The organism is Lysobacter claricitrinus, from assembly GCF_045866565.1.
GTDB classification, from domain to species: domain Bacteria; phylum Pseudomonadota; class Gammaproteobacteria; order Xanthomonadales; family Xanthomonadaceae; genus Cognatilysobacter; species Cognatilysobacter claricitrinus.
The window spans coordinates 118,943-140,217 of the sequence record NZ_BAAFZV010000003.1 but is presented as its reverse complement, the minus strand read 5'-3'; the positions used below and the strand labels follow the sequence as shown (position 1 = coordinate 140,217).

Here is a 21,275-nt window from a genome sequence, read left to right as displayed (position 1 = left end):
CGTGCGTTCCGATTCGAGTCGACGGAACGCATCGGTCCCGATAAAAAAACCCCCGATGCAATGCGTGTAGTTTTCACACCATGTTGTGTGCAGCGACGTTATAGGTCGCCGCGATAACGCTTCACCGTTATCCCGATTCCGCATAACAAAGCCCCGAGGAGGGCAGTCCCATGAGCAATGGAAATGGAGTGACGACCACGCTGTCGAACGCGGCGAGCACCGTCGCCGAGACCGCAAGCACCATCGGCAGCGCGATCGCCGACACCGCCAGCACCGCCGTCGACAAGGTCAGCGAAACCGCCACCACCGCCAAGCGCGCGGTCGGCCGCGCGGTCAAGAACGCGAAGAAGAGCCTCGCCCGCACTTCTGCCGCTGCTCGCAAGGAAGCCCGCGCCGCCACCAAGAAGACCGGTGCGCGCAAGTCGGCTGCCAAGAAGGCGACCAAGAAGGCCGGTGCTCGCAAGTCCACCGCGAAGAAGGCCACCGCCAAGAAGACGACGGCCCGCAAGGCCGCCACCAAGAAGACCGGCGCACGCAAGTCCGCCAAGCGCGTCGCCGCCGGCAAGAAGGCCGCCACCACCCGCAAGGTGCGTGCGGTCAAGAAGGCGGTGACCAAGGCGACCAAGAAGGCCGTCAAGCGCGCAGGCGCCGCGGTCAAGAAGGTCGCGTCCACCGCACGTCGCTCCACCGCCGCGAAGAAGGGCGCAGCGAAGAAGGCCACCGCTCGCAAGAGCGCGGCCAAGAAGGGCACGGCGCGCAAGGTCGCCAAGAAGGCCACGGGCAAGACCGCCGCCAAGAAGGGCGGCGCGCGCAAGGCCACGGCCAAGAAGGCGGGCGCGCGCAAGACGGCAGCCAAGAAGGCAGGCGCTCGCAAGACCGCCGCCAAGAAGGGCGCACGCAAGACGGCCGCGCGCGGCCGCTGATCCACGCAGCACCCGGTGCCGGCGGTCCGCCGCCGGCACCTTCGCTTCCACGACACGCCGCCACGGCGACGCGTCCATCAATCAACAACAGAAAGCAGCAACGGGGACCGGGCCGATGGCCGTCAAGATCGAGAAGAAAATCAAGGGCTACACCGTGATCAGCGCCGAAGACCGCGCGCGCGACGCCCAGGCCAGCAGCCCCGCCCCGGCGGAACCCAAGACCGCCGACGTCATCCAGATGCACGAGCGCCTCGAGCGCCCCGAAGTGCTGATCGGTTCGACCTACAAGATCAAGACGCCGCTGGTCGAGCACGCCATGTACGTGACGATCAACGACATCGTGCTCAACGCCGGCACCGAGCACGAGCAGCGCCGCCCGTTCGAGGTCTTCATCAATTCGAAGTCGATGGACCACTTCCAGTGGATCGTCGGCCTCACCCGCATCATGTCCGCCGTGTTCCGCAAGGGCGGCGACGTCACCTTCCTGGTCGACGAAATGAAGGCCGTGTTCGACCCGCGCGGCGGCTACTTCAAGGCCGGCGGCGTGTACATGCCGAGCCTGGTCGCCGAGATCGGCGCGGTGGTGGAAGACCACCTGAAGTCGATCGGCATGATCGTCGACCACGACCTCTCCGACGCCCAGCTCGCCCTCATCGCCGAAAAGCGCGCCGCCTACGAACGCGCCAGCCAGCCCGCCGCGAACGAGAGCGTGTCGGTCACCGGCGACGGCACCAGCTTCCCGCCGAGCGCGACCATGTGCCACAAGTGCAACACTAAGGCGCTGGTGCTGATGGATGGATGTGCAACGTGTCTGAACTGCGGATACAGCAAGTGCGGCTAATCCCGAGCAGCTAAGTAACTTTCACTTACTGCTAGGAAAAGGAAATGGCCGCTCTTATTGCGCTACCGCCGCAACGTCGCATTCAGATCGCGCATCAGGCGCGCTTCGTCCAGATGTCGATGTGGAACGATCGACAGAAGCTTTGGCGTCGCAATGTTCCCGCCCATCCCATGGATGTCTTGGACCCGGGTGTGGCCCTGCTGTCGAAGGGCTACGAGATTGAATCCACTGACACACCTGGCGTCGACTGGGACGAGGGAAGGCAAGTGGAGATTGCCGGCACGCTAGATCCCGAACAGAAGGTCGTGACGATCTCCACGAAGCTATCGCGTGAAGCCCAACTCTTCACTGCAGCGCATGAACTCGGACACGTAGTACTACACGCGCCAAAAGGCATCGTTCACCGCGACCGCGCCTCGAACGGGCCCACCACCCGTCGAAGCCAGAAAGAACTGGAAGCCGATTACTTCGCGTCCGTGTTTCTCATGCCCGAAAGGCAGGTACGCCAGCGCTTCGAAGAAAATTTCCTGACCCAACGGTTCGTCCTCACTGAAGAGACGGCCTTCGCTCTCTATTGCACGTCCATCACGCGAGTCATTAACTCGATGAAGTGCACACGGGGGATTTCGCTGGCACTGGCGCAGGCGATCACATATGGCGGTCGCCACGTTCAATCGATGTCGTCGATGTTTCAGGTCTCTCCGACGGCGATGGCGATCCGCATGGAGGAGCTCGATCTGATCGGCACGTGAGTAGAGTCGCCTACACACGCTCGATTGAGGCCAAGCACGTTTCGGATGTGCTTGGCCTTAATTTTTTGACCGTTAGGACCGTCGGATAAGAAGACATGAAACGCCCAGTACGAGCGCTCATCAGCTATTCCCACAAGGACGAAAATCACCGGCTGGCGCTGGTGAATGCACTCGCAACTGCCACGCGTGCCAACGAAATCGAGATTTGGTCGGACCATCGAATCGCGCCTGGTAAGCACATCGACGACGCCATCCTCGCGCAACTTAAAGACGCAGACGTCGTATTGCTTCTGGTGTCCCACGACTTCATTGCCTCGGACTACTGCTACAAAACAGAACTACAAACGGCACTTGAGCGGCATGACAACGGTCGCTGCGTTGTTATACCAATCGTGGTTCGCCCAACCGACCTTGAAGGCGTACCTTTCGAGCGCATCAAGCGCCTTCCGTACGATGGCCGCCCGATCACAAGTTGGATTAACGAAGACGAAGGGTGGCTGAGCGTCGCCCGGGGCGTTCGAGAGGCAATACGTGACCTGCCTGGCGTGGAAGCACCTTCGATTTCTCGGCCGAAGAAGCTCACAGAACGTCTAGCGGCGAACTTCGACACGCTTCAAACCCGCTACGTCAATCAGGTACGCCCGAATATCGGATTCGGTCTCGCCGAGCTCGACGAAATGACTGACGGGATCTGGCGGGGCGAAGTTGCCCTCGTTGCCTCAAGACCTGAACACGGCCATATCGATCTAGGTTGCGCGGCGACTATCCACACCGCGCTAACCGGCAAGGAGAAAGTACTAGTTCTCAGCCAGCACATGGCCGCCAACCAATATACGAATCGCTTGCTGTGTGCTGTTGGCCTGATATCTCGCCCACGTCTGTTAAGGGGGGGAGCTGGAGGATGAAGACTGGTCGCGCGTAGTAGGAGCCATCCGGGCGCTGAGGGAAGCTGACATCACAGTGGACGACACACCGATAAGGTCCCTAGCAGATCTACAAAGGACGTTGGAAGCGGCAACCAACGACGCGTATGACTTCGTGCTTGTAGATGGCCTCGAGTACCTAACGACCGGACAACAAAATCAAGAGCGTGGCGTGCTCCTGTGCTTGTGCGATTTCGCTAGGCAAGCGAGCAAGGCTGTACTTTGCACTCTGACATTAGGGCCTGAAGCAGAACGTCGAGCCGATAAGCGCCCTCTATTTCGCGACTTGAGGGAATGGCAGGGCGCTGAAACGTTTTGTGCGAAAGTGGTCTTCTGCTATCGCGACGAGCTCTACTACGGACCGAATAGCGTCGACCATGGACTTGTTGAGACCATCGTTGCCAAGAGCATCGACGGCTTCTCGGGAACGGCGAAGTTTCGATTCCTGGAAGAGAAAGGTGCTCTCTACAGTCCGACGTCACTTGGCCCCGATCCAACCAGATCGCCGGATTAACAAGGAATAGCGGGCCAGGTTCACTTCTCAGCTGTCGCGAACAGAAACGGGATCAGGTTCCATTTCGAAACTCGCACACTGACGTGCTTACACAAGACCCGAAGGGCGGCCGACAGGACGTCGGCCGTCGCCACCCGAGGCAGGATGCCGAGTGTGGCGATCGCGAGGAGCCCGCACGTCGCGAGCTGTAGATTCGTCGGGGAAGGTGCTTTCTTTTGGTTATCTTTTCTTTGCACCAGCAAAGAAAAGTAACTCGGGCGCGCCAGCGCACGAAACGCTCCTAAGCGCCGATCTCCGACGCACATTCGCGCGCAACGACTCACCGCGTCGAACGGAATTTCCCTTCTGCCACAAGTCGGGCACTCGTCGAACCGCTACCCCAACCCACCCTTCGAAGCCCGCTCAATCCGGCAAATCCCCTTCGACGAATGCGGATTCATCGACCGCATGGCGCCCCGCGGCATACGTCCGCGCCCTGCCCGCACTTCCCGCCAATCGTGCTCGCCAGGATCCAGCGCAAGCGTCGGATCCTTCTTGCGACCGTCCAGCTCGGCGACGACATCCTCCGCCCGCAGCACCAGCCAGCGCTGCGCAAACCCCAACGCGCGCGGGAGCAGTGAAAAGCATCGCCGCATGTACACGCGACGATGCTTGCCGGTCAGTACTTCATACGACCCGTAATACGTGGCGCCCACCACCGCGACGCTGACCCATGTCGGCGCATCGCCATGCAGCAGATGGATCTGCGCGCCGTAATCGGACCATGCCCAGCGGAAGCCGGGTGGAAGCGGTGTGGCGGGAAGGTCGGCGCGTGTCATTGGCGGCAGCATCGCGACACGATCCGCTGCGAACGTCTCACCGGGTGAGGACGTCGCCAATGCGCGGCCCAAGGCCGGAGCGAAACGCGGTCAGCGAGGATGGGAGCAGCGTCCCGTTCCGCAGTCATTCGGGAGTGCGCGCTCCCACGGGGAGTTCCGGCCAGAGGTCTACCCGACTCACCGTGTCGTCTGTGGCGTCACCACCAGCCGCTCCACCGGATACCCCATCGCCCGCGCGCGCTCGACCAGCCGTTCACGCACCCCGGCATCGAGCACGCGATCGCGCGCGAGGATCCACAGGTAGTCGCGGCCCGGCGAGCCGACCATCGCCCAGCGGTAGTCGTCGTCGAGCGCAACGACCCAGTAGTCACCCCATACGAACGGCAGGAACGACAGCGCGGCGGGCGCGAAGCGCACTTCGAGTTGCGACGTGCTGTCGCCGACGCGTCGTGCAATGCCTTGCGCCTGCTTGCGCGCGCCGTCGGCCGTGGTGCAGCGGTTGAGCACGTCGATGCGGCCGTCGGCGCGCGGCGTGTAGGTGGCCGTCGTGTCGCGCGCGCAGTCGCGCTGGAAGAACATCGGCAGGTGCGCTTGCTCGTACCACGTGCCTGCATAGCGCTGCAGATCGACGCTGGCCACCGGACGATTGAGTTCCGCGGCCGCTGCAGGCGTGGCGATGAGCATGACGGCGAGGAAACAGACGGCGATACGGCGCATGGCGGGCTCGCAGGAGTCGGAATCGGAAAAGACTGCCTCCGCGGACGTGAACAGCCCGGCGAGGAAAAGCCGTGTTCAATATTTCCAGCAGAACGAACCTGAGGGCGTTTCCTGCTGACCGCTACACTTCGGTGCGATCCCATCGACCGACAGGACTCCCCATGCCCTACACCACCACCGCCTCCGGCCTGCAGTACGAAGACACCGTCGTCGGCACGGGCCCGGAAGCCAGGCCCGGTCGTAACGTGGTCGTGCACTACACCGGCTGGCTGTTCGAGAACGGCCAGCAGGGCGAGAAGTTCGACTCGAGCAAAGACCATGGCGAGCCCTTCATCTTTCCGCTGGGCGGCGGCATGGTCATCAAGGGCTGGGACGAAGGCGTACAGGGCATGCGCGAAGGCGGCGTCCGCACGCTGATCATCCCGCCCGGCCTGGGCTACGGCGCGCGCGGCGCCGGCGGCGTGATTCCGCCGAACGCGACGCTGAAATTCGAGGTCGAGTTGCTCGGCGCCTGACGCGCGGTACAGCAGATCGCGTCGCGCTGATCCTGCACCGCGACTACGGGAAAGTAATCAGGTTCCATTTCCCGATCTTCGTAGCTGCAACGGCCGCGTAACGACACCAGACCCGAACGGCGGCCGACAGGACTTCGGCCGTCGCACCCCAGGTGAGCGCGCACTGGTCGCAAGTGGCTCGCGCGCGTCCGAACGCGCGCCGCGCTGCGGCGGGCTAAGCAGGAGACCGAGTGTTGCGCTCGCGACACGCCGTCTGCGCGAGCTGTAGATCCGTAGGGAAACGTGCGTTGTTCTTGGTTGCCTATTCTTTGCACCAGCAAGGAAAAGTGACTCAGGCACGCCAGCGCACGAAACGCCCTTGCCTAACCCCGGGCCCGTTCACGCCGCGACCGCCGCGCGCGGACGCGCCCCGAACGCACAACCCATCACGACTAGCCGGCGTCGTTCGCCGCGCTGTCGGCCGCGCGCGCCGCATCCTCGATCGACTTCCGAAGGATCAGCCGGTAATTCGCGAGCGTGCCCTGGAATCCGTCGCGCATCGGATGTTCCTCGGGCAACGCGCCCAGCGTTTCGAGCGTCGCCTGTTCCAGCGATTCGATCACCGCCAGCAGCGCCTGCGGCTGTGAACTGAACGGCAACATCACGCCCACGACAGCTTTCAACGCGGCCATCTCGCCATAGAGCCGGTACAGGGGTTCAGCGGACGCGTCGGTCATCGGGATATTCCATGCGGGTCTCCAGTCTAGCCCGCGAACGAAACCCACCCGCCGCGCACGGTGCATGCGCACGACCTGACGCGAACCCGACCCGAAAGAGCGGTCCGGCTCGGTTTTCGATCTTCGCTCCGATGTCGCTCGGCTAGTGCACACGCAAGACCCCACACAATCTCCGCCGTCACCAATGAAAAAAGCCGACCGAACGGCCGGCCCTTCTCCATTGGATCGAACCCGACCGCCTACTTCGCGAACTCCGGAAACACCGGCAGCTTCGCGATGTCGCGCGGATCGTGCTGGATGATCACCGTGGCCTTCAGATTCCCCGCGATCTTCCTGAATCGATCCAGCGACGCCAGCGAATCCGCGCGGTTGCTGTTCCACGTCGGTACGCCATCGCTCGCATAGTTCTCGCGGAAGTGGGTGACATCGCCTGTCAGCAGCACGTTGCCCTTCTGCGCGAGCTTCACCAGCAGCCCGTGGTGGCCCGGCGTGTGCCCCGGCAGGTCGAGCATCAGCACCGAGCCGTCGCCGAACACGTCGTAGCGATCGCCGGCGACCGGCACCACCTTCGCGCCACCGCTCAACCACGGCGTGAAGCGTGCACGCCGCGCGGCGTGCGACTTCGCGTCAACGCCCGCGGGCGGCGCGTCGGCGCTGATGACGGCCCAGTCGCCCTGCCCGATCAGCAGCGTCGCCTTCGGGAACGACGCGGCCTGACCGGTGTGGTCGTTGTGGTAGTGGCTGATGCCGACGAAGTCGACCGCGTCGGGTTTGACGCCGATGCGCGCGAGCTGGTCGACGAGCGACACCTTCGGCGCGTCCGGCGCGCCGTCCATCGCGTTGCCGGTGTCCCAGACCAGGTAGCGGTCGCCGTGGCGGATCACGTAACAGCTGTAGGTCAGCGGCAGCTTGAGCGACTCGTGCTCGAACGTGTCGGAGAACGAGGCCACGCTGACCGGCTCGGGTTCGCTGCCGCAGTCGAGCCGCGCGAGTGCGACGTCGGCGGCCTGTGCGGACGCGGCGACGCTGCATAGCGCGAGGGTGGCGAGCCAGGCGGGAATGCGCGATCGGGACTGGGACATGCGGCCTCCGGCGGGAATGGATGGGGATGCGACGGCGAGCCGTGCACGACGCGGCATGGTGGCGCGTCGGTCGGCGACGCTGCAATCGCGGGCCGACGGCTGGCGATGCGCCGTGGGCGTGGACAAACCGGGTCCGGTTCGATTTGCTACAGGACGAACGCCGACGCGGTGATCTAGACAGATCGCCGGCCGCAGCCCTGCCAATCGAGGCCCGAACCATGAAGGTGTCCCACGTCGTATTCGTGGCTGCAGCAGCGATGCTTCAAGCGACCACGCTAAAGGCGCAGCAGGCGCCGCCCGAGTGCGCGGGCGCGGGGCGCGTCGTGTTTTCCGCGACCCTGGACATCTCGGTGATGGCGCATGTCTGCAGCCAGGTTGCACCGGAGACCGGCGCTTCGTTCGATCGCGTGCTGGCCCGCTACCGCGACGACAATCCGTCGTGCTTCGCAGCCACGCGACAAATGCCCCAGCTGAAGGAGCAGACGAACGCTCCATCGATCGCGAAACTGGTCGCCGACTTCCGAAGCGGCACGATGGCATCGGCTCAGCGGGAGGCGCTTGTGCAGTCGTGTCGCACGATCGAGGCATCGGACAGGAAGACACGCGCATCGGACGACGCCTACAGGGAGCTCGTGCAGAAGACCCGCGCGGCCGAGGCGACTCCAGCGAAGTAGTTCGGGCAACGCCGTGGTTCCGTCGGAGAAGACGCCCTTCTCCTGACCGTCGTTTCCTGCAACACGCAGGCATGACGGCTGCGGCACAGCGACGCATCGCGCTCAATCCGCGCGGATGCGATACGCCTCCGCCAGCGAAATCCTCCCGTTCCGCGCCATCCGCACGGCGGCCTGGGTGATGGGAATCATGCCGCCGGCCAGCGCCGCCGCGTGGATGCGGTCGGCCTCGACGCCCGGCGCGATCAGCTCACGGATCGCTGGCGTGATCCGCATCAGCTCGTACACGGCGCACCGCCGGAAAACGCCGGTGTGGTGGCATCGATCGCAGCCGCGACCGATGGTGAATTCTTCGTCGTCGCCGACACCGAGCGCGGCGCGGAAGTAAGGCGCCGGGTTCTCCTTGATGCGGCAGTGGTCGCAGGTCAGGCGCACCAATCGTTGCGCCATCACGCCGGTCAGCGCGGCGCGCAGAAGAAAGGCCTCCACGCCGAGCTCGAGCAGCCGCGTCACCGTCGTTGCGGCGGTATTGGTGTGCAGCGTGCTCAGCACGAGATGGCCGGTGAGCGAGCTTTCCACCGCCATGCGCGCGGTTTCGCGGTCGCGGATCTCACCGACCATGATCACGTCGGGGTCGTGGCGCAGGAAGCCACGCAATGCATTGGCGAAGCTGACGTCGATCTTGGTGTTCACCTCCATCTGGCGGATGCCGGTGAGCGTGTACTCGACGGGGTCCTCGACCGTGAGGATGTTGATCGGCTTGCGGCGCAACTCCTGCAACACCGCGTACAGCGTCGTGGACTTGCCGCAACCGGTGGGCCCGGTGGCCAGGAACAGGCCGTGCGAGCGGCTCATCAACTCGTCGAGGACGGCGCGGTCGTCAGGTGGCAGCTCGATCTGGTCGATGGTCTTGAGGCTTTCCTCGGTGTCGAGCAGGCGCACCACTACGCTTTCGCCCAGCACGGTGGGAATGATCGAGATGCGCAGGTCGACCGAATGCGTGTCGTCGAGCTGGTAGGTGCCGCGGCCGTCCTGCGGACGGCGGTGCTCGGCGATGTCCATGTCGGCGAACACCTTGACGCGGTTGAGCACCAGCGCGGCGACGTCGCGCAGGATGTTGCGCTGGTGGACCATGTTGCCGTCGATGCGGAAGAGCACTTCATAGCTCTTCGGGCCGGGCGAGATGTGGATGTCCGAAGCGCGCAGGCGCACGGCCGACGCCACCAGCGAGCGCATCGCCTGGATCATCGTCCACTTCGCGGCGAGTTCGTCTTCCTGTTCGACGCGCTGCGCTTCGCGCTGGCCGAGCTTGATGCCCATCTGCAACGCGATCAGCTGGTCTTCGTCGTGGTCGTCGTGCGGCCCGATGTTTCCCAGCCGTGCCTGCGTGGTCGACACCAGCGCTACGACGGGCTGGTTGGTCACGAAGCCGAGCGTCGACACCATCGATTCGTCGGTGCCGGGATCGACCGCCACCGCGAGGTAGCCGTGTGCGCTGAGGATCGGCGTGGCATGCAGGCGGCGCGCGGCGGTGTCCGGGAAGATCTTCTTGACGTCGGGATGCTGCGGGACGCGCATCAGGTCGATCAGCGGCAGCCCGAGTTTGGTCGCGTGCTCCCACGCGGCCTCGCCATTGCCGGCGGCGCGCTCGATCCAGGCCGATCGCGTCATCAACAGCGCGTCGAGCACCGGCCGTGTCCTGCTGGCCGCGCAGGCGGCGAGGTAGGCGTCGAGCTGGTCGGCGTCGCAGACGACCGGCACGAGCGCATCGCTGGGGTGGAGGCTGGACATGGCGTCCTTCCGGGCAGCAGGACAGCAGACCGCGGGCGGTCGTCCGGTCGATGATCGGCCGCGGACGTTTCGCACGGGTGATGACGCGGCAACAAAGGGCAGGCGGGGTTTCGTTACTGATCGGCGTGGGCGTCGCTGTCGTGATGCGCACAGCCCGAGCGGGTCGAGCCGGGACCGAGGTAAGCGATCTGTCCGTTCTTGCGATGGATCGAACCCCTGCCCTCCCCGCGCCATCGCCCACATCCAGCTCGCTGGTCTTGCCACGCGGAAGACACGGGCGAGAACGGCACGCCACAATGCAACCCAGCCGTCGACACCGACGCGCGCACAACAGGAACAGGGGACCCCGAATGACGAATCACGCGCAAGGCCACACGCCGACACATCCAGCCGCATCCATCGCCGCCGGGTACGACGCCTCGATCGTGGTGCGCCGATGGCTTGGCGCCTGGATCGATTTCATCGTGCTGGTGTCGTTCCTGCTCATCCCCGACTACGTGCTCGGCAATGCGCGGTACCAGGCGACGATCGTCGTGTGGCTCGGCCTGCTGGTGGCCTACTTCCCGGCGATGGAAGCGGTATTCGGCAAGACGGTCGGCAAGTTCCTGACATTCACGCGCGTCGTCAACGCGGAAGGCGGTCGCCCCTCGCTGGGCCAGGCCGTCGTGCGCACACTGTTCCGTCTGATCGAGGTCAACCCGGTGCTCGCCGGCGGCATACCGGCCGGCATCGCGGTCATCGCGTCGCGACACAAGCAGCGCCTGGGCGACATGGTCGCCGGCACCTACGTGCTGTTCGACCGCGACCTGCGCGGACGGGCGCCGGCGGCAACCACCGACGTCGCCCGCGCCGAGCCGCCACCGCTTCCCGGCGTTTCCTGACGCGCTGGAACGGCTGCGACGCAGGCGGTCGCCGCAGCATGATGAGGTCGACCGCGGTGATCACCACGCAGCAACCCTCACGTCGTGGACCGCAGACTCGCCTGCAAGACGGACGATCCACGCACACGCTGAGGAGCACGCCATGCTGTCGACCCGGGAAGTGAGCTGCCCGTATTGCGGTGAACCCATCGACCTCGTGCTCGACAGCAGCGGCGGCTCGCAGCGCTACATCGAGGACTGCCAGGTCTGCTGCCGGCCGATCACGGTGCTCCTCGAGGTGCACGGCGACGACGACGTGGACGTGCACGTGCAGTCCGAGTCGGACGCCTAGGCGCAGGCGCGCCAGCACGCAGAAGACTCGACGCGTGGCGCTCCAGGCGTGCACGCACCGAAGCCGGACCCGTCGGACGCGCCACCACCCGAGCACAGCCGCGACGCCATCCTCCACCCCCACCCGCACCGCCCTCGCCGAGACCGCCATGAGCCAGCTGAAAAAGAGCGCCTACCGCGACCTGCTGAAGCCGATGCAACTGGAACTCATCGCGCTCTCGCAGTCGCTGCTGCATAGCGGTGGTCGCGTCCTGGTGCTGATGGAAGGGCGCGACAGTGCGGGCAAGGGCGGTGCGATCAAGGCGATCGCCGAGCATCTCAACCCGCGCCAGTGTCGCGTCGTCGCGCTGCCCAAGCCGACCGATCGCGAAGCCGCGCAGTGGTATTTCGAGCGCCATGTGGCGCACCTTCCGGCGGCGGGCGAGATCGTGCTGATGGATCGCAGCTGGTACAACCGCGCCGGCGTGGAGCGGGTGATGGGTTACTGCACCGATGCGCAGTACGACGCCTTCCTTCGACAGGCGCCGCTGTTCGAACGCCTGCTCGTCGACGACGGCATCCACCTGTTCAAGTACTGGCTGTGTGTCGACCAGAAGGAACAGGAACAACGTTTCGAGGAACGCTGCAACGATCCGCTCAAGGGCTGGAAGCTGTCGCCTATCGACCTGCAGGCGCGCACGCATTACCAGGCCTACACCGACGCGCGCGACGCCATGCTGCTCGCCACGCACACCAAGCAGGCGCCGTGGACGCTGGTCGATTTCAACGACCAGAAACGCGGCCGCCTGACGCTGATCCGCGACCTGCTCGACCGCATGCCGGGCGCGCGATACAGCGAAGCGGTGCTCGCACTGCCGCCGCTTACCGGCAAACCCGCGCGCGAGACCTACGGCGTGGTGCAGCCGATTCCATCGTTCCCGTTACCGCACTGAGGCGCCCGCCGGCGGTCGCGGCGGGTGACCAGCGGCGGCCAACGTGCGATCGCCGCGCGACGAGTCCCTTATGCTGCGCGGGTATTTCAGCCCTGCGCGGTGCATTCCCATGATCAACAACGACGTCCTGCGCAGCGTGCGCTACATGCTCGACCTCAGCGACGCCCACGTCGCCAACCTCGTCCAGATGGCGGACCCGGGCGTGGTGCTGGAGAAAGCCGACGTGCAGGCCTACCTGCGCAAGGAGGATGAGCCGGGCTTCGCCGACTTCGACGACCGCCTGCTCGGGCTGTTCCTCGATGGCCTGGTCATCCACTGCCGCGGCCCGCGCGAGGACGCCGTGCCGCGTGCGCCGGAAAAGCGCGTCAACAACAACGCGGTGCTGAAGAAACTGCGCGTGGCGTTCGAGCTCAAGGACGTCGACATGCACGAGGTGTTCGCTGCCGCCGGGCATCCCATCTCGAAACCCGAGCTGTCCGCGCTGTTCCGCCAGCCCGGCCACAAGAACTTCCGCCTGTGTGGCGACCAGCTGTTGCGCTACTTCCTGCGCGGGCTGACGCTGCGGGTGCGCGGCGGCTGACGACAGCCAACCGTCGCGTTTAGTCGAAAACAACGCGGCACGATGCCGGCTTCGCACATCCGGTGCTGCCGCGTACGCACAGCGGCGGATCGGAAATGTGCCATCCACGTCGGCGACGGCGAACATGCGACGGGACGTCGACGCGCGGCGTCGATGTCCGCCAGCGCGCCCTGCATCACCGAAGCGCGTCGATCACCGCTTGCGTGAAGTCGGGAATGTCGTCGGGCTTGCGACTGGTGATGACATGCCCGTCGCGCACCACGGCTTCGTCCTTCCATGTTGCGCCGGCGTTCTGCAGGTCGGTGCGCACGGATGGCCATGAGGTGACGTTGCGCCCCTTGGCCGCGCCGGCTTCGACGAGCAGCCACGGACCGTGACAGATCGCGGCGAGCGTCTTGCCGGCGCGATCGAACGCGCGCACGAACTCGACCGCGGCCTCCTGCGTGCGCAACTGGTCCGGGTTGATGACGCCGCCCGGCAGCACGAGCGCGTCGTAGTCGTCGGCGCGCGCCTGCGACAGCTCGACGTCCACCGGCACGTTGTCGCCCCACTCCTTCTTCGACCAGCCGCGGATCGCGCCGGCCTTCGGTGACACTACGTCGACGTGGAATCCCGCCTCCTTCAGCAACGCGCGCGGCTTCATCAGTTCGGACTGCTCGAAGCCGTCGGTGGCAAGGATGGCGATGCGTTTGCTCGGTGTGGCCATGGGCGCGCTCCGTGTGGGACGAACGCGACCGTAGGCGGCGCGTGGTGGCGTCGTCGTGAATCGAAGCAGCGGTAGTGGATGTCGCGATACACGCGACAGCGACGCACATCGAGAGGCACTGCATCGATTCGCCCGCTGCACGCGCCGGTGTAGGGCACCCGCGATCGACGCGTGCGCGTGGCGCACAACCAATCAGCGACGCGGCGCTGCGCCCGGGCGACGGGCGACAGGCGATGCTCCGGTCGCGCAATGGCGATCAGTCGATCGGCACGTCGCCAGAATCACCCGTCGCGGCGGCGAGCCGCGGCCGTCCGTCCAGTGCATCGGCCAGCGCGCCGCGATCCAGCGCGTTTTCCCAGCGCGCGACGACCACCGTCGCGACCGCATTGCCGATGAAGTTGGTCAGCGAGCGGCATTCGCTCATGAAGCGGTCGACGCCGAGGATCAGCGCCATGCCCGCCACCGGCACTTCCGGCACCACCGCGAGCGTGGCCGCCAGCGTGATGAAGCCTGCACCGGTCACGCCGGCGGCGCCCTTGGAGCTGAGCATCGCGACCAGCAGCAGCGCGATCTGGTGGCCGAGCGTGAGCGGCGTGTCGGTGGCCTGCGCGATGAACAGCGCGGCGAGCGTCATGTAGATGTTGGTGCCGTCGAGATTGAACGAATAGCCGGTCGGCACCACCAGCCCGACCACCGACTTCGCGCAGCCGGCCTGCTGCATCTTTTCCATCAGCGACGGCAGCGCCGACTCCGACGACGACGTGCCGAGCACCAGCAGCAGTTCGGCCTTGAGATAGCGGATCAGCTTGAACACCGAAAAACCGCACAGTCGCGCGACGATGCCGAGCACCACCAGCACGAACAGCAGCGACGTCAGGTAGAACGTACCGACCAGCCAGGCCAGTTTCGCGAGCACACCGAGCCCGTACTTGCCGATGGTGAACGCCATCGCGCCGAACGCGCCGATCGGCGCCAGCCGCATCAGCATGTGCACGACGCGGAACACGGGCGCCAGCAGCGCATCCAGCAAGGTGATGACCGGCTGGGCGCGGGCACGGGTCAGCGTCAATGCGATGCCGAACAGCACGGCGACGAACAGCACCTGCAGGATGTTGTCGCCGACCAGCGGGCTGACCAGCGTGGTCGGAACGATCTCGAGCAGGAAGCCGGTGAGGGTGAGTTCGTGCGAACGCGCGACGTAGTCGTTGACCGTGGATGGATCCAGCGTGTCGAGGCCGACGTGCAGGCCCGCGCCTGGCTGCACCACGTTCGCGACGACCAGCCCGATCACCAGCGCGAGCGTCGAGAAGAACAGGAAGTACGCCATCGCCTTGGCGAACACGCGGCCGACGCCACGCAGGTGCTGCATGCCGGTGATGCCGGTGACGATGGTGAGGAAGATCACCGGCGCGATGATCATCTTGACCAGCTTGATGAAGGCATCGCCCAGCGGCTTCATCGACGCGCCGAGGCCGGGATCGAAATGCCCGAGCAGCACGCCGGCGACGATCGCAGCGAGCACCTGGAAATACAGGTGGCGATAGAACGGCGGCGGCGCGGTCGGAATGGTCGCGGCGACGGTGGTGTTCGCGAGCGGATCGATCACGCGTGGTCTCCGGGGACGGCATCGGTGGGGTGCGTCGCATGCGCTACGCAACGCGCGGCCTGGCACGCCACGGAGCATAGGCGACGCCGGGGCGGCGGCGTCGGGATATGGCGATGACCGCCGGCGTCGTGGCGCGGTTCGCACTCGTGCACCCGGCCGCGAAGGTCCGTCGCCACGCCGGCATCTGGCAGCCCGGTGGCGCAGGTGGTCTCATACGCTGCCCTGCACGCAGGGGACAGCGGCGTTCGATGGGCGGGGGCTCGTCGCACGCGTCATTCGATTGCAAGGGGAACTCTCGATGCGTTTCAACACAATGTCCGCCGGCCCGAGCCGGTCGGGCGCGGGCCTGGTCAAGTGGGTGGTGATCGCGCTCGTCGCGCTCGTCGTGCTGTTCGTCTTCCTGCCGTTCGCAGTGGTGCCGAACGGGCACCGCGGCGTCCGCCTCACGTTCGGCAGCGCGTCGAACGAGGTATTGGCCGAAGGCCTGCACTGGCGTACGCCCCTGGTACAGACCGTCTACAAGATGCCGGTGCTGATCGAGCGGTCGGAGACCGAGAGCGAGGCCGCATCGCGCGACCTGCAGCGCGTGCGCACGCAGGTGGTGCTGAACTACCACGTCGACCCGACGCAGGTGGTGCGCGTCTACCGCACCATCGGCGAATTCGAAAATATCGAGCCGCGCATCATCGACCCGACCGTGCAGGAGGCGATGAAGGCGGTGACCGCGCTGTTCACGGCCGAAGAGCTGGTGACCAAGCGTCCCGAAGTGTCCGACCGCATCCGGCTATCGGTCAGCAACCGGCTCACGCGGCACGGCGTCATCGTCGACGAATTCGCCATCACCAACTTCAAGTTCAGCGAGTCGTTCGACACCGCGATCGAAGCGAAGACGGTGGCCGAGCAGCAGAAGCTCAAGGCCGAGCGCGACCTTGCCCGCATCCAGGTCGAGGCCGAGCAGCGCGTCGCCGAAGCGCGCGGCCTCGCCGAGTCGCAGAAGCTGAACGCTGAGGCGCAGGCAGTCGCCCTGCAGGCGCAGCGCACGGCGGTGACGCCCGAACTCATCGAGCTGCGTCGCGTCGAAGCGCAGCTGGAGGCCATCAAACGCTGGGACGGCCACCTGCCGACGGTAAGCGGTGGCGCGACGCCGCTGCTCAACCTCGATGCCGAGACGCTGCAGCGTGGCCGCGTCGGCCAGTAACGGCGGCCGTACGACGCCGGCGTGGTGCGCGGTGGGGCCGGACTGCCGGCCCACGCTGCCGTGCATGCCGGCGCCGTGCCATGCTCTGCGCGACCCGCAGCCGTCCTGCGGACGTGGAGTGCGCCATGAGTAAGGGAATGGACCGCAAGAAGGAAACCAAGAAGAAGCCCGCGAAGACGCCGCAGGAAAAGCGCGCGGCGAAGAACGAGAAGAAGGCGGGCAAGCCGTTCACGCCGACCTGAGTCGAACCGGCGGCGTCGGCGCGGTCGACCGGCGCATCGCAGCGACGGGCACGGCCCACGGTGCGACACGACAACGAGGCATCCCGGGTGTGGCCGGCGGCCAACCCGGGCGACGCGGCAGGGGGCCGTCGCCATGAAAAGTCTGATCCGACTCGCCGTGCTGGGTTTCGCCGCGCTGCCCGCGTTCGCGATGGCCGGCGAGCGCTGGTACTGGGCGACCGCGCAATGCAGCGACGCCGCCGACGAGAACGTCTACATGTTCGCCGCCGTGGTCAGCATCCAGACCGACGAGGACGCCGGCGGCGACGAGCCGCAGGAAAGCAGGGATTCGGCGCGCTTCGGCTTCGGCAACTACGCCGAGCAGAACTACGCGGAAGAGTCCTGCGGCACCGCCGAGATCAGCGCGCAGAACATGAGCGTTTCCGGCAGCTTCGACAGCCGCGACGAAGCGGCCTCGGCGCTCGACGACTACGTCGCGGACGAAGAAGCCAAGGGCCACGCGTGGCTGAAGATCGTGCGCGTCGAGGATTTCGCGCGCGAGTAGCGCTGCCGCGGATTTCCGGCGGCGATTTCGGCCGCGCGCACACGGCACGCCGCGCCCGTGGGGCATGACGGGGCGTGTTGGTAGCGGCCTGAGCTGATCCGGATGCGACGCCGGCACGCTGCACGTGCCGATCGTCCCGGTGACCACCCGCGCGTGCCGGGTCGCGCGCGGCGCGGCATCCTTTGCCGCATGCCTCGCTCATGGTCAGCCCGAACCCATGCCGGCCTCGCGCTGGCCGTCGTCGCCTTCGCCTATGCCGCCTCGTTCGCCGTGCTCATGCGCATGCCCGACGCGAGCGTGGCCGAGCCGTTGTTCCTGCTCGCCGCATTGGCCGTCGTGTTTCCGCTGCTGGCGTGGGGATTGACGCTTCGGCTGCGCCCCGCATCGCTGCAACCGGCGGCGCGCGCAACGCCGGTGCTGGCCTACCTCGCGACGTTCGCAGTGTTCGTGCTGGGCTGGGGCTTTTCGGCACTCAATGCGGCGGTACCGACTGAGCCCGCGCAGACGACGGCGCAACTCGCGCTGAAACTCGTGACGATGGTGCTGCTGCCAGCGGCAGTCTTCCTGCACGGCGACCGCATGCGCGTGCGGCTGTCGTCGACGCGCCTGGCGGTGGCGTTCGGTGTTCTCTCTCTCGCCTATCTCGCGTTCCAGGCGACGTTCGGCCGCGGCCTGCACACGCTGGCGGAGCTCGCACCCCCGACGTCGACACTGCTGTGGGCCGTGCCGGCATGTCTGGCGTGGCAGGTGATCGAAGCCGGGCTGTGCGAGGAAGTGCTGTTCCGTCGCGTGCTGCAGCAGCGCCTGGAGGATGCGACACGCTCGCCCGTCGCCGCGGTGGCATGGGCGTCGTTGCTGTTCGGCCTCGCGCACGCACCCGGGCTGTGGATGCGCGGCGGCCATTTGATGGAAGGCGTCGCGCATGCCACGCCCGCGTGGGCGATCGCCTATTCGGTGGTGATGGTCGCGCCCGCGGGTGTCGCGTTCGGCGTGCTGTGGACGCGCACGCGCTCGCTGTGGCTGGTGGTGCCGCTGCACGGCATGGTCGACCTGCTGCCGCAGCTCGCGCCATTCATTCGCGCGTGGACGGGTCTGCAGTGAGTGATGCACGGGCGTGCATTGCTGTCGATGCGCTCCCGCGGCGGCGACACGGGTGACGGCATCCGCCACCCGCGCGCCGCGCCCGGTCAGTACGCGTCCTTGCCACCCGAGAGTTCGATTTCCATGTCGTCGGCTTTCGTCGCGGCCATGTCCATCGCGTCTTCCAGTTCGGCGGCGTTGACGCTGTCCGGAAGCTTGATGACGTAGACGAGCGTCTTGCCGTTGAGCTCCCAGCTGCCGAGCTTGCTACGGCGGCTGTCGGTCATCAGCTTCAGCGCGGCGGCGCCGTCAATGTTGTCGTCGTCGATGTTACCGGCCGGTGCGAACACTTCGCGCACGGTGAACGCATCGGTCGTCTCGGTCGAACCGCTGACGAACACCAGCTGCGTCCGTCCTTCCTTGCTGTAGTTGTAGACGACGCGATAGTCGCCATCGCCGTCCTTCTGGAAGCGGACACCGCGCTCGGTCAGGCGCTTTTCGATCGAGGCGTCGGCATGGGCGAGCGGAGCGACGGCGAGCAGGCAGCAGGACAGCGCGGCAAGCGTGATTGGACGCATGGTGTTCCCCTTGGAATGAGATGGCGTTGGAAACGGCCGCGGCCCTCCCCAGGACCGGCCCGCAGCTCGCCTACAGCTTAAGCGGCGCGCGGGTCCGGAGCGGACGTGGTCATCAACGCCCGATGGTGCGGATCGGGGTCGCGTGTCCGCATCGCCGCGACGACGGCCGTATCCATGCGGGATGACCGTGCGTTGCCACAGTCGTCTCCACTCCGCCTCGAAGCCCCGCGGTCCACGCTGCCGCGACGCGCATCCGGGACATAGACGCATGGCAGCCCAGACATTGCATCGCGGACGGCTCATCGATCACGTCCATCTGGTTGTTCGCGACCTGGCCGCGAGTCGCCGCTTCTACGACGCCGTGCTTTCGACGCTCGGCATTCCGCTCGGCGGGGCGACGGACGACCACTTCTGGTACGACGAACTGTTCGTCTCCTCGGCAGACAGCCCGGCCGCGCAGGGCAAGCTCACCGGCCGGCACCACCTCGCATTCCAGGCACGCGATCGCGCGGCGGTCGATGCATTCCATCGCACCGGGCTCGCCGCGGGCGGCACCCGACAACGGCGCGCCCGGAGAGCGCCCCTACCATCCCGGCTACTACGCGGCATTCCTGCTGGACCCCGATGGCAACAACATCGAAGCGGTATTCCACGGGCCTGCCGAGCGCAGCGCGGAATCGGTGGTGCTGTCGTTCAAGGCGCCGTAGGCGCGCGGGTGGTGCGAGGTGTCAGCGCTGCGACGACGTGTCGTAGGCGCGGAATTCGTTCGACTGCCGGGACGCGCAGCCGTCCGTTGCGCGCTCTGCCCGGCTATGGCGGCGAATGACGCCTTGTCGACACCGTCGTAGTGCCGATTGATCGCGTCGCCCGCCTCCATCGCTACACAGCAACGCTCGACCATGCCGAGCGGAACGCCTTTGCAGGCCGACGTGTACATCGGTGAATCCTGCTCATGCTCGACGCAAGCACAGCGCGCATAGCCGAAGATGACAACGATCGATGGACTGCGGCTACGTGCTGCAGGCACGCGTCCATCACGATGTGGTCGAACGACCGCAGCCAACGCGCCGCGCATGCGGCGCGCGGCGCGCCAGCTCACCGCATGTCGATGGTGTTGACGATCGGCTTGAAACCGCCCCAGAACAGGCGCTTGCCGTCGAACGGCATCGGCTGCGCGCCGGGCTGCATGTCGGGATCGGCCATGAGCTTTTCCCATCCACTGTCGCGCGTCGCCTTGTCGGGCCACACGATGAACGAGAACACCACGTTCTCGCCGTCTTCCGCTTTCACCGCGCGAAAGAAGTCCGTCGTGTGACCGTGCTCGAGGCCGTCACCGAGCGCCTCGACCGTACCGATCGCGCCCAGCGCCTTCGCCTTGGTCGCGAAGACGTCGGCCATCGTCGTGTACTCGGTGAGCTTCTCTTCGCGCAGCGGCAGCACCATGCCGTCGATGTACATGTCGCACTCCTTCGGTTGGGGGAAGGCAAGGTTGCCGCCCATCGCAGTCCACGCGCGACCGCCCGTCTGCACACACCGGCGAGCGGCGCGTTCCCGCTGGCGCCGACGCGCGTGATCGGCCTGCTACGCTGCGCCGGTTCCTCCGGAGCCCCAGATGCGGCGCACTGCGATCGTCGTTGCCGGTACCGTCATCTTCGGCGTTCTCGCCGTGGTGCCCTCGTCGGCGATGCGACCCGATCCGGTGGCCGTCCTGCTGTTCCGCCTCGCCAACGCGCGGCTACTGGAGCGCGAACGCACCGGCGTGCATGCGCGCGTCGCACTGCAGCACGACGACGGCACGACGACCGGCGGCTACGACGACTACCTCAATGCGTCGCCGATCCGGCTCCGCGAAGTGCGCAGCGACTATCGGGCGGTCGCGGTAGTGGACAGGGTCTGCGTTGACCAACCGGTCGGTCCGTATTGCGCCGACGACACCATCGAGCTCGGCCTGCGCCCCTTCGACGACGGCCAGGTGGTCGCTGCGCACCGCCTGATCGGCATCTGCAACGGCGAGCTGTGCCGGCGCGTACGCATCGAGTTGAGCGACATGGTGGTATTCGCCGCTGGTCCGGGAATGTCGCCGCCGGAAAATGCCGGGCAACCGGCGACGACCCGCGTGCTGGACGTGACGATCCGCGCCGACGGTCTTCCGGTCGTGTTCGAGGAGTCGAGAATCGGCGACGACGGAGACGGGCCGCGCGTGGCGACGTTCCGTTTCGACTACGCGACGCCGATCGCACCGATCGAATTGCCCGCCGACACGAGCCATTTCGCGCAGCTCTGATCGTGCGATGACCCCGCGCTGCCCAAGCCCCTCTCGCTCCCGGAGTACCAC

Annotated in this window: 24 protein-coding genes and 1 pseudogene; 16 read left to right on the top strand and 9 right to left on the bottom strand. The window is 66.3% G+C overall.

Annotated features, from left to right (window positions below; all coding sequences use genetic code 11):
• Positions 1–170: 170 nt before the first annotated feature.
• The 5 genes from ACKTTN_RS12480 (at position 171) to ACKTTN_RS12460 (ending at position 3,953) form a co-directional block, all read left to right on the top strand.
• The gene (locus ACKTTN_RS12480) at positions 171–923 is read left to right on the top strand and encodes a hypothetical protein (protein ID WP_407910223.1); all 753 of its coding nucleotides are present in this window, start codon (positions 171–173) and stop codon (positions 921–923) included.
• 115 nt (positions 924–1,038) lie between these two features.
• Positions 1,039–1,764, top strand: a complete 726-nt coding sequence (locus ACKTTN_RS12475) for a TSCPD domain-containing protein (RefSeq protein WP_407910222.1) — start codon at positions 1,039–1,041, stop codon at positions 1,762–1,764.
• Between the two features lie 44 nt (positions 1,765–1,808).
• A complete protein-coding gene (locus ACKTTN_RS12470) occupies positions 1,809–2,516 on the top strand; it encodes an ImmA/IrrE family metallo-endopeptidase (protein WP_407910221.1) in 708 nt (235 codons plus the stop codon).
• A gap of 95 nt (positions 2,517–2,611) precedes the next feature.
• Positions 2,612–3,421 carry a toll/interleukin-1 receptor domain-containing protein gene (locus ACKTTN_RS12465; protein WP_407910220.1) on the top strand — a complete coding sequence of 270 codons (810 nt, stop codon included), beginning with the start codon at positions 2,612–2,614 and terminating at the stop codon, positions 3,419–3,421.
• Entirely contained in the window at positions 3,411–3,953 is a 543-nt protein-coding gene (locus ACKTTN_RS12460; RefSeq protein WP_407910503.1) for a DnaB-like helicase C-terminal domain-containing protein, read from the top strand. Before ACKTTN_RS12465 ends, ACKTTN_RS12460 begins: the two co-directional genes overlap by 11 nt.
• Before the next feature lie 374 nt (positions 3,954–4,327).
• Here ACKTTN_RS12460 and ACKTTN_RS12455 read toward each other — a convergent pair whose 3' ends face one another.
• Positions 4,328–4,783: a hypothetical protein gene (locus tag ACKTTN_RS12455; RefSeq protein ID WP_407910219.1), complete on the bottom strand. Its 456-nt coding sequence runs from the start codon at positions 4,781–4,783 to the stop codon at positions 4,328–4,330.
• Between the two features lie 165 nt (positions 4,784–4,948).
• A complete protein-coding gene (locus tag ACKTTN_RS12450) occupies positions 4,949–5,488 on the bottom strand; it encodes a lipocalin family protein (RefSeq protein WP_407910218.1) in 540 nt (179 codons plus the stop codon).
• A 161-nt stretch (positions 5,489–5,649) separates the two neighbouring features.
• Here ACKTTN_RS12450 and ACKTTN_RS12445 point away from each other — a divergent pair, with 161 nt between their 5' ends.
• Complete coding sequence (locus ACKTTN_RS12445; RefSeq protein WP_407910217.1) at positions 5,650–6,003, top strand: FKBP-type peptidyl-prolyl cis-trans isomerase; 354 nt, start codon at positions 5,650–5,652, stop codon at positions 6,001–6,003.
• Positions 6,004–6,434: 431 nt separating this feature from the next.
• Here ACKTTN_RS12445 and ACKTTN_RS12440 read toward each other — a convergent pair whose 3' ends face one another.
• Together ACKTTN_RS12440 and ACKTTN_RS12435 are read right to left on the bottom strand one after the other, a co-directional pair.
• Positions 6,435–6,719 carry a hypothetical protein gene (locus tag ACKTTN_RS12440; protein WP_407910216.1) on the bottom strand — a complete coding sequence of 95 codons (285 nt, stop codon included), beginning with the start codon at positions 6,717–6,719 and terminating at the stop codon, positions 6,435–6,437.
• A gap of 239 nt (positions 6,720–6,958) precedes the next feature.
• The gene (locus ACKTTN_RS12435) at positions 6,959–7,801 is read right to left on the bottom strand and encodes an N-acyl homoserine lactonase family protein (RefSeq protein WP_407910215.1); all 843 of its coding nucleotides are present in this window, start codon (positions 7,799–7,801) and stop codon (positions 6,959–6,961) included.
• 41 nt (positions 7,802–7,842) lie between these two features.
• On the opposite strand from ACKTTN_RS12435, the gene ACKTTN_RS12430 reads away from it, so the two are divergent.
• On the top strand, positions 7,843–8,475 hold the full coding sequence (locus ACKTTN_RS12430; protein ID WP_407910214.1) for a hypothetical protein: 633 nt from the start codon (positions 7,843–7,845) through the stop codon (positions 8,473–8,475).
• A 102-nt stretch (positions 8,476–8,577) separates the two neighbouring features.
• On the opposite strand, the gene ACKTTN_RS12425 is transcribed toward ACKTTN_RS12430, so the two are convergent.
• Positions 8,578–10,263: a GspE/PulE family protein gene (locus tag ACKTTN_RS12425; RefSeq protein WP_407910213.1), complete on the bottom strand. Its 1,686-nt coding sequence runs from the start codon at positions 10,261–10,263 to the stop codon at positions 8,578–8,580.
• A 350-nt stretch (positions 10,264–10,613) separates the two neighbouring features.
• On the opposite strand from ACKTTN_RS12425, the gene ACKTTN_RS12420 reads away from it, so the two are divergent.
• The 4 genes from ACKTTN_RS12420 to ACKTTN_RS12405 all read left to right on the top strand — a co-directional run bounded on the left by ACKTTN_RS12420 (position 10,614) and on the right by ACKTTN_RS12405 (position 12,986).
• Positions 10,614–11,144, top strand: a complete 531-nt coding sequence (locus ACKTTN_RS12420) for an RDD family protein (RefSeq protein WP_407910212.1) — start codon at positions 10,614–10,616, stop codon at positions 11,142–11,144.
• Between the two features lie 142 nt (positions 11,145–11,286).
• Complete coding sequence (locus ACKTTN_RS12415) at positions 11,287–11,475, top strand: CPXCG motif-containing cysteine-rich protein (RefSeq protein WP_407910211.1); 189 nt, start codon at positions 11,287–11,289, stop codon at positions 11,473–11,475.
• 148 nt (positions 11,476–11,623) lie between these two features.
• On the top strand, positions 11,624–12,406 hold the full coding sequence (gene ppk2 / locus ACKTTN_RS12410) for a polyphosphate kinase 2 (protein ID WP_407910210.1): 783 nt from the start codon (positions 11,624–11,626) through the stop codon (positions 12,404–12,406).
• A gap of 109 nt (positions 12,407–12,515) precedes the next feature.
• On the top strand, positions 12,516–12,986 hold the full coding sequence (locus tag ACKTTN_RS12405) for a YehS family protein (protein ID WP_407910209.1): 471 nt from the start codon (positions 12,516–12,518) through the stop codon (positions 12,984–12,986).
• Positions 12,987–13,161: 175 nt separating this feature from the next.
• On the opposite strand, the gene ACKTTN_RS12400 is transcribed toward ACKTTN_RS12405, so the two are convergent.
• Positions 13,162–13,692 (bottom strand): type 1 glutamine amidotransferase domain-containing protein, encoded by a 531-nt coding sequence (locus ACKTTN_RS12400; RefSeq protein WP_407910208.1) that lies wholly within the window; start codon positions 13,690–13,692, stop codon positions 13,162–13,164.
• Between the two features lie 256 nt (positions 13,693–13,948).
• Positions 13,949–15,295, bottom strand: coding sequence for a dicarboxylate/amino acid:cation symporter (locus ACKTTN_RS12395; protein ID WP_407910502.1), 1,347 nt, complete (start codon positions 15,293–15,295; stop codon positions 13,949–13,951).
• Between the two features lie 301 nt (positions 15,296–15,596).
• On the opposite strand from ACKTTN_RS12395, the gene ACKTTN_RS12390 reads away from it, so the two are divergent.
• From ACKTTN_RS12390 to ACKTTN_RS12380, 3 genes are all read left to right on the top strand, one after another.
• Entirely contained in the window at positions 15,597–16,496 is a 900-nt protein-coding gene (locus ACKTTN_RS12390) for a prohibitin family protein (protein WP_407910207.1), read from the top strand.
• Positions 16,497–16,871: 375 nt separating this feature from the next.
• Entirely contained in the window at positions 16,872–17,282 is a 411-nt protein-coding gene (locus ACKTTN_RS12385) for a hypothetical protein (RefSeq protein WP_407910206.1), read from the top strand.
• A 189-nt stretch (positions 17,283–17,471) separates the two neighbouring features.
• Positions 17,472–18,383 carry a CPBP family intramembrane glutamic endopeptidase gene (locus ACKTTN_RS12380; protein WP_407910205.1) on the top strand — a complete coding sequence of 304 codons (912 nt, stop codon included), beginning with the start codon at positions 17,472–17,474 and terminating at the stop codon, positions 18,381–18,383.
• 86 nt (positions 18,384–18,469) lie between these two features.
• Here ACKTTN_RS12380 and ACKTTN_RS12375 read toward each other — a convergent pair whose 3' ends face one another.
• Entirely contained in the window at positions 18,470–18,940 is a 471-nt protein-coding gene (locus ACKTTN_RS12375) for a hypothetical protein (RefSeq protein WP_407910204.1), read from the bottom strand.
• Positions 18,941–19,208: 268 nt separating this feature from the next.
• Between ACKTTN_RS12375 and ACKTTN_RS12370 the strand changes: the two are divergent.
• Positions 19,209–19,647, top strand: a pseudogene (locus tag ACKTTN_RS12370) (VOC family protein).
• Positions 19,648–20,035: 388 nt separating this feature from the next.
• Here ACKTTN_RS12370 and ACKTTN_RS12365 read toward each other — a convergent pair.
• Entirely contained in the window at positions 20,036–20,398 is a 363-nt protein-coding gene (locus ACKTTN_RS12365) for a DUF1428 domain-containing protein (protein ID WP_407910203.1), read from the bottom strand.
• A 154-nt stretch (positions 20,399–20,552) separates the two neighbouring features.
• Between ACKTTN_RS12365 and ACKTTN_RS12360 the strand changes: the two genes are divergently transcribed.
• Entirely contained in the window at positions 20,553–21,224 is a 672-nt protein-coding gene (locus ACKTTN_RS12360; RefSeq protein ID WP_407910202.1) for a hypothetical protein, read from the top strand.
• Positions 21,225–21,275 lie beyond the last annotated feature (51 nt).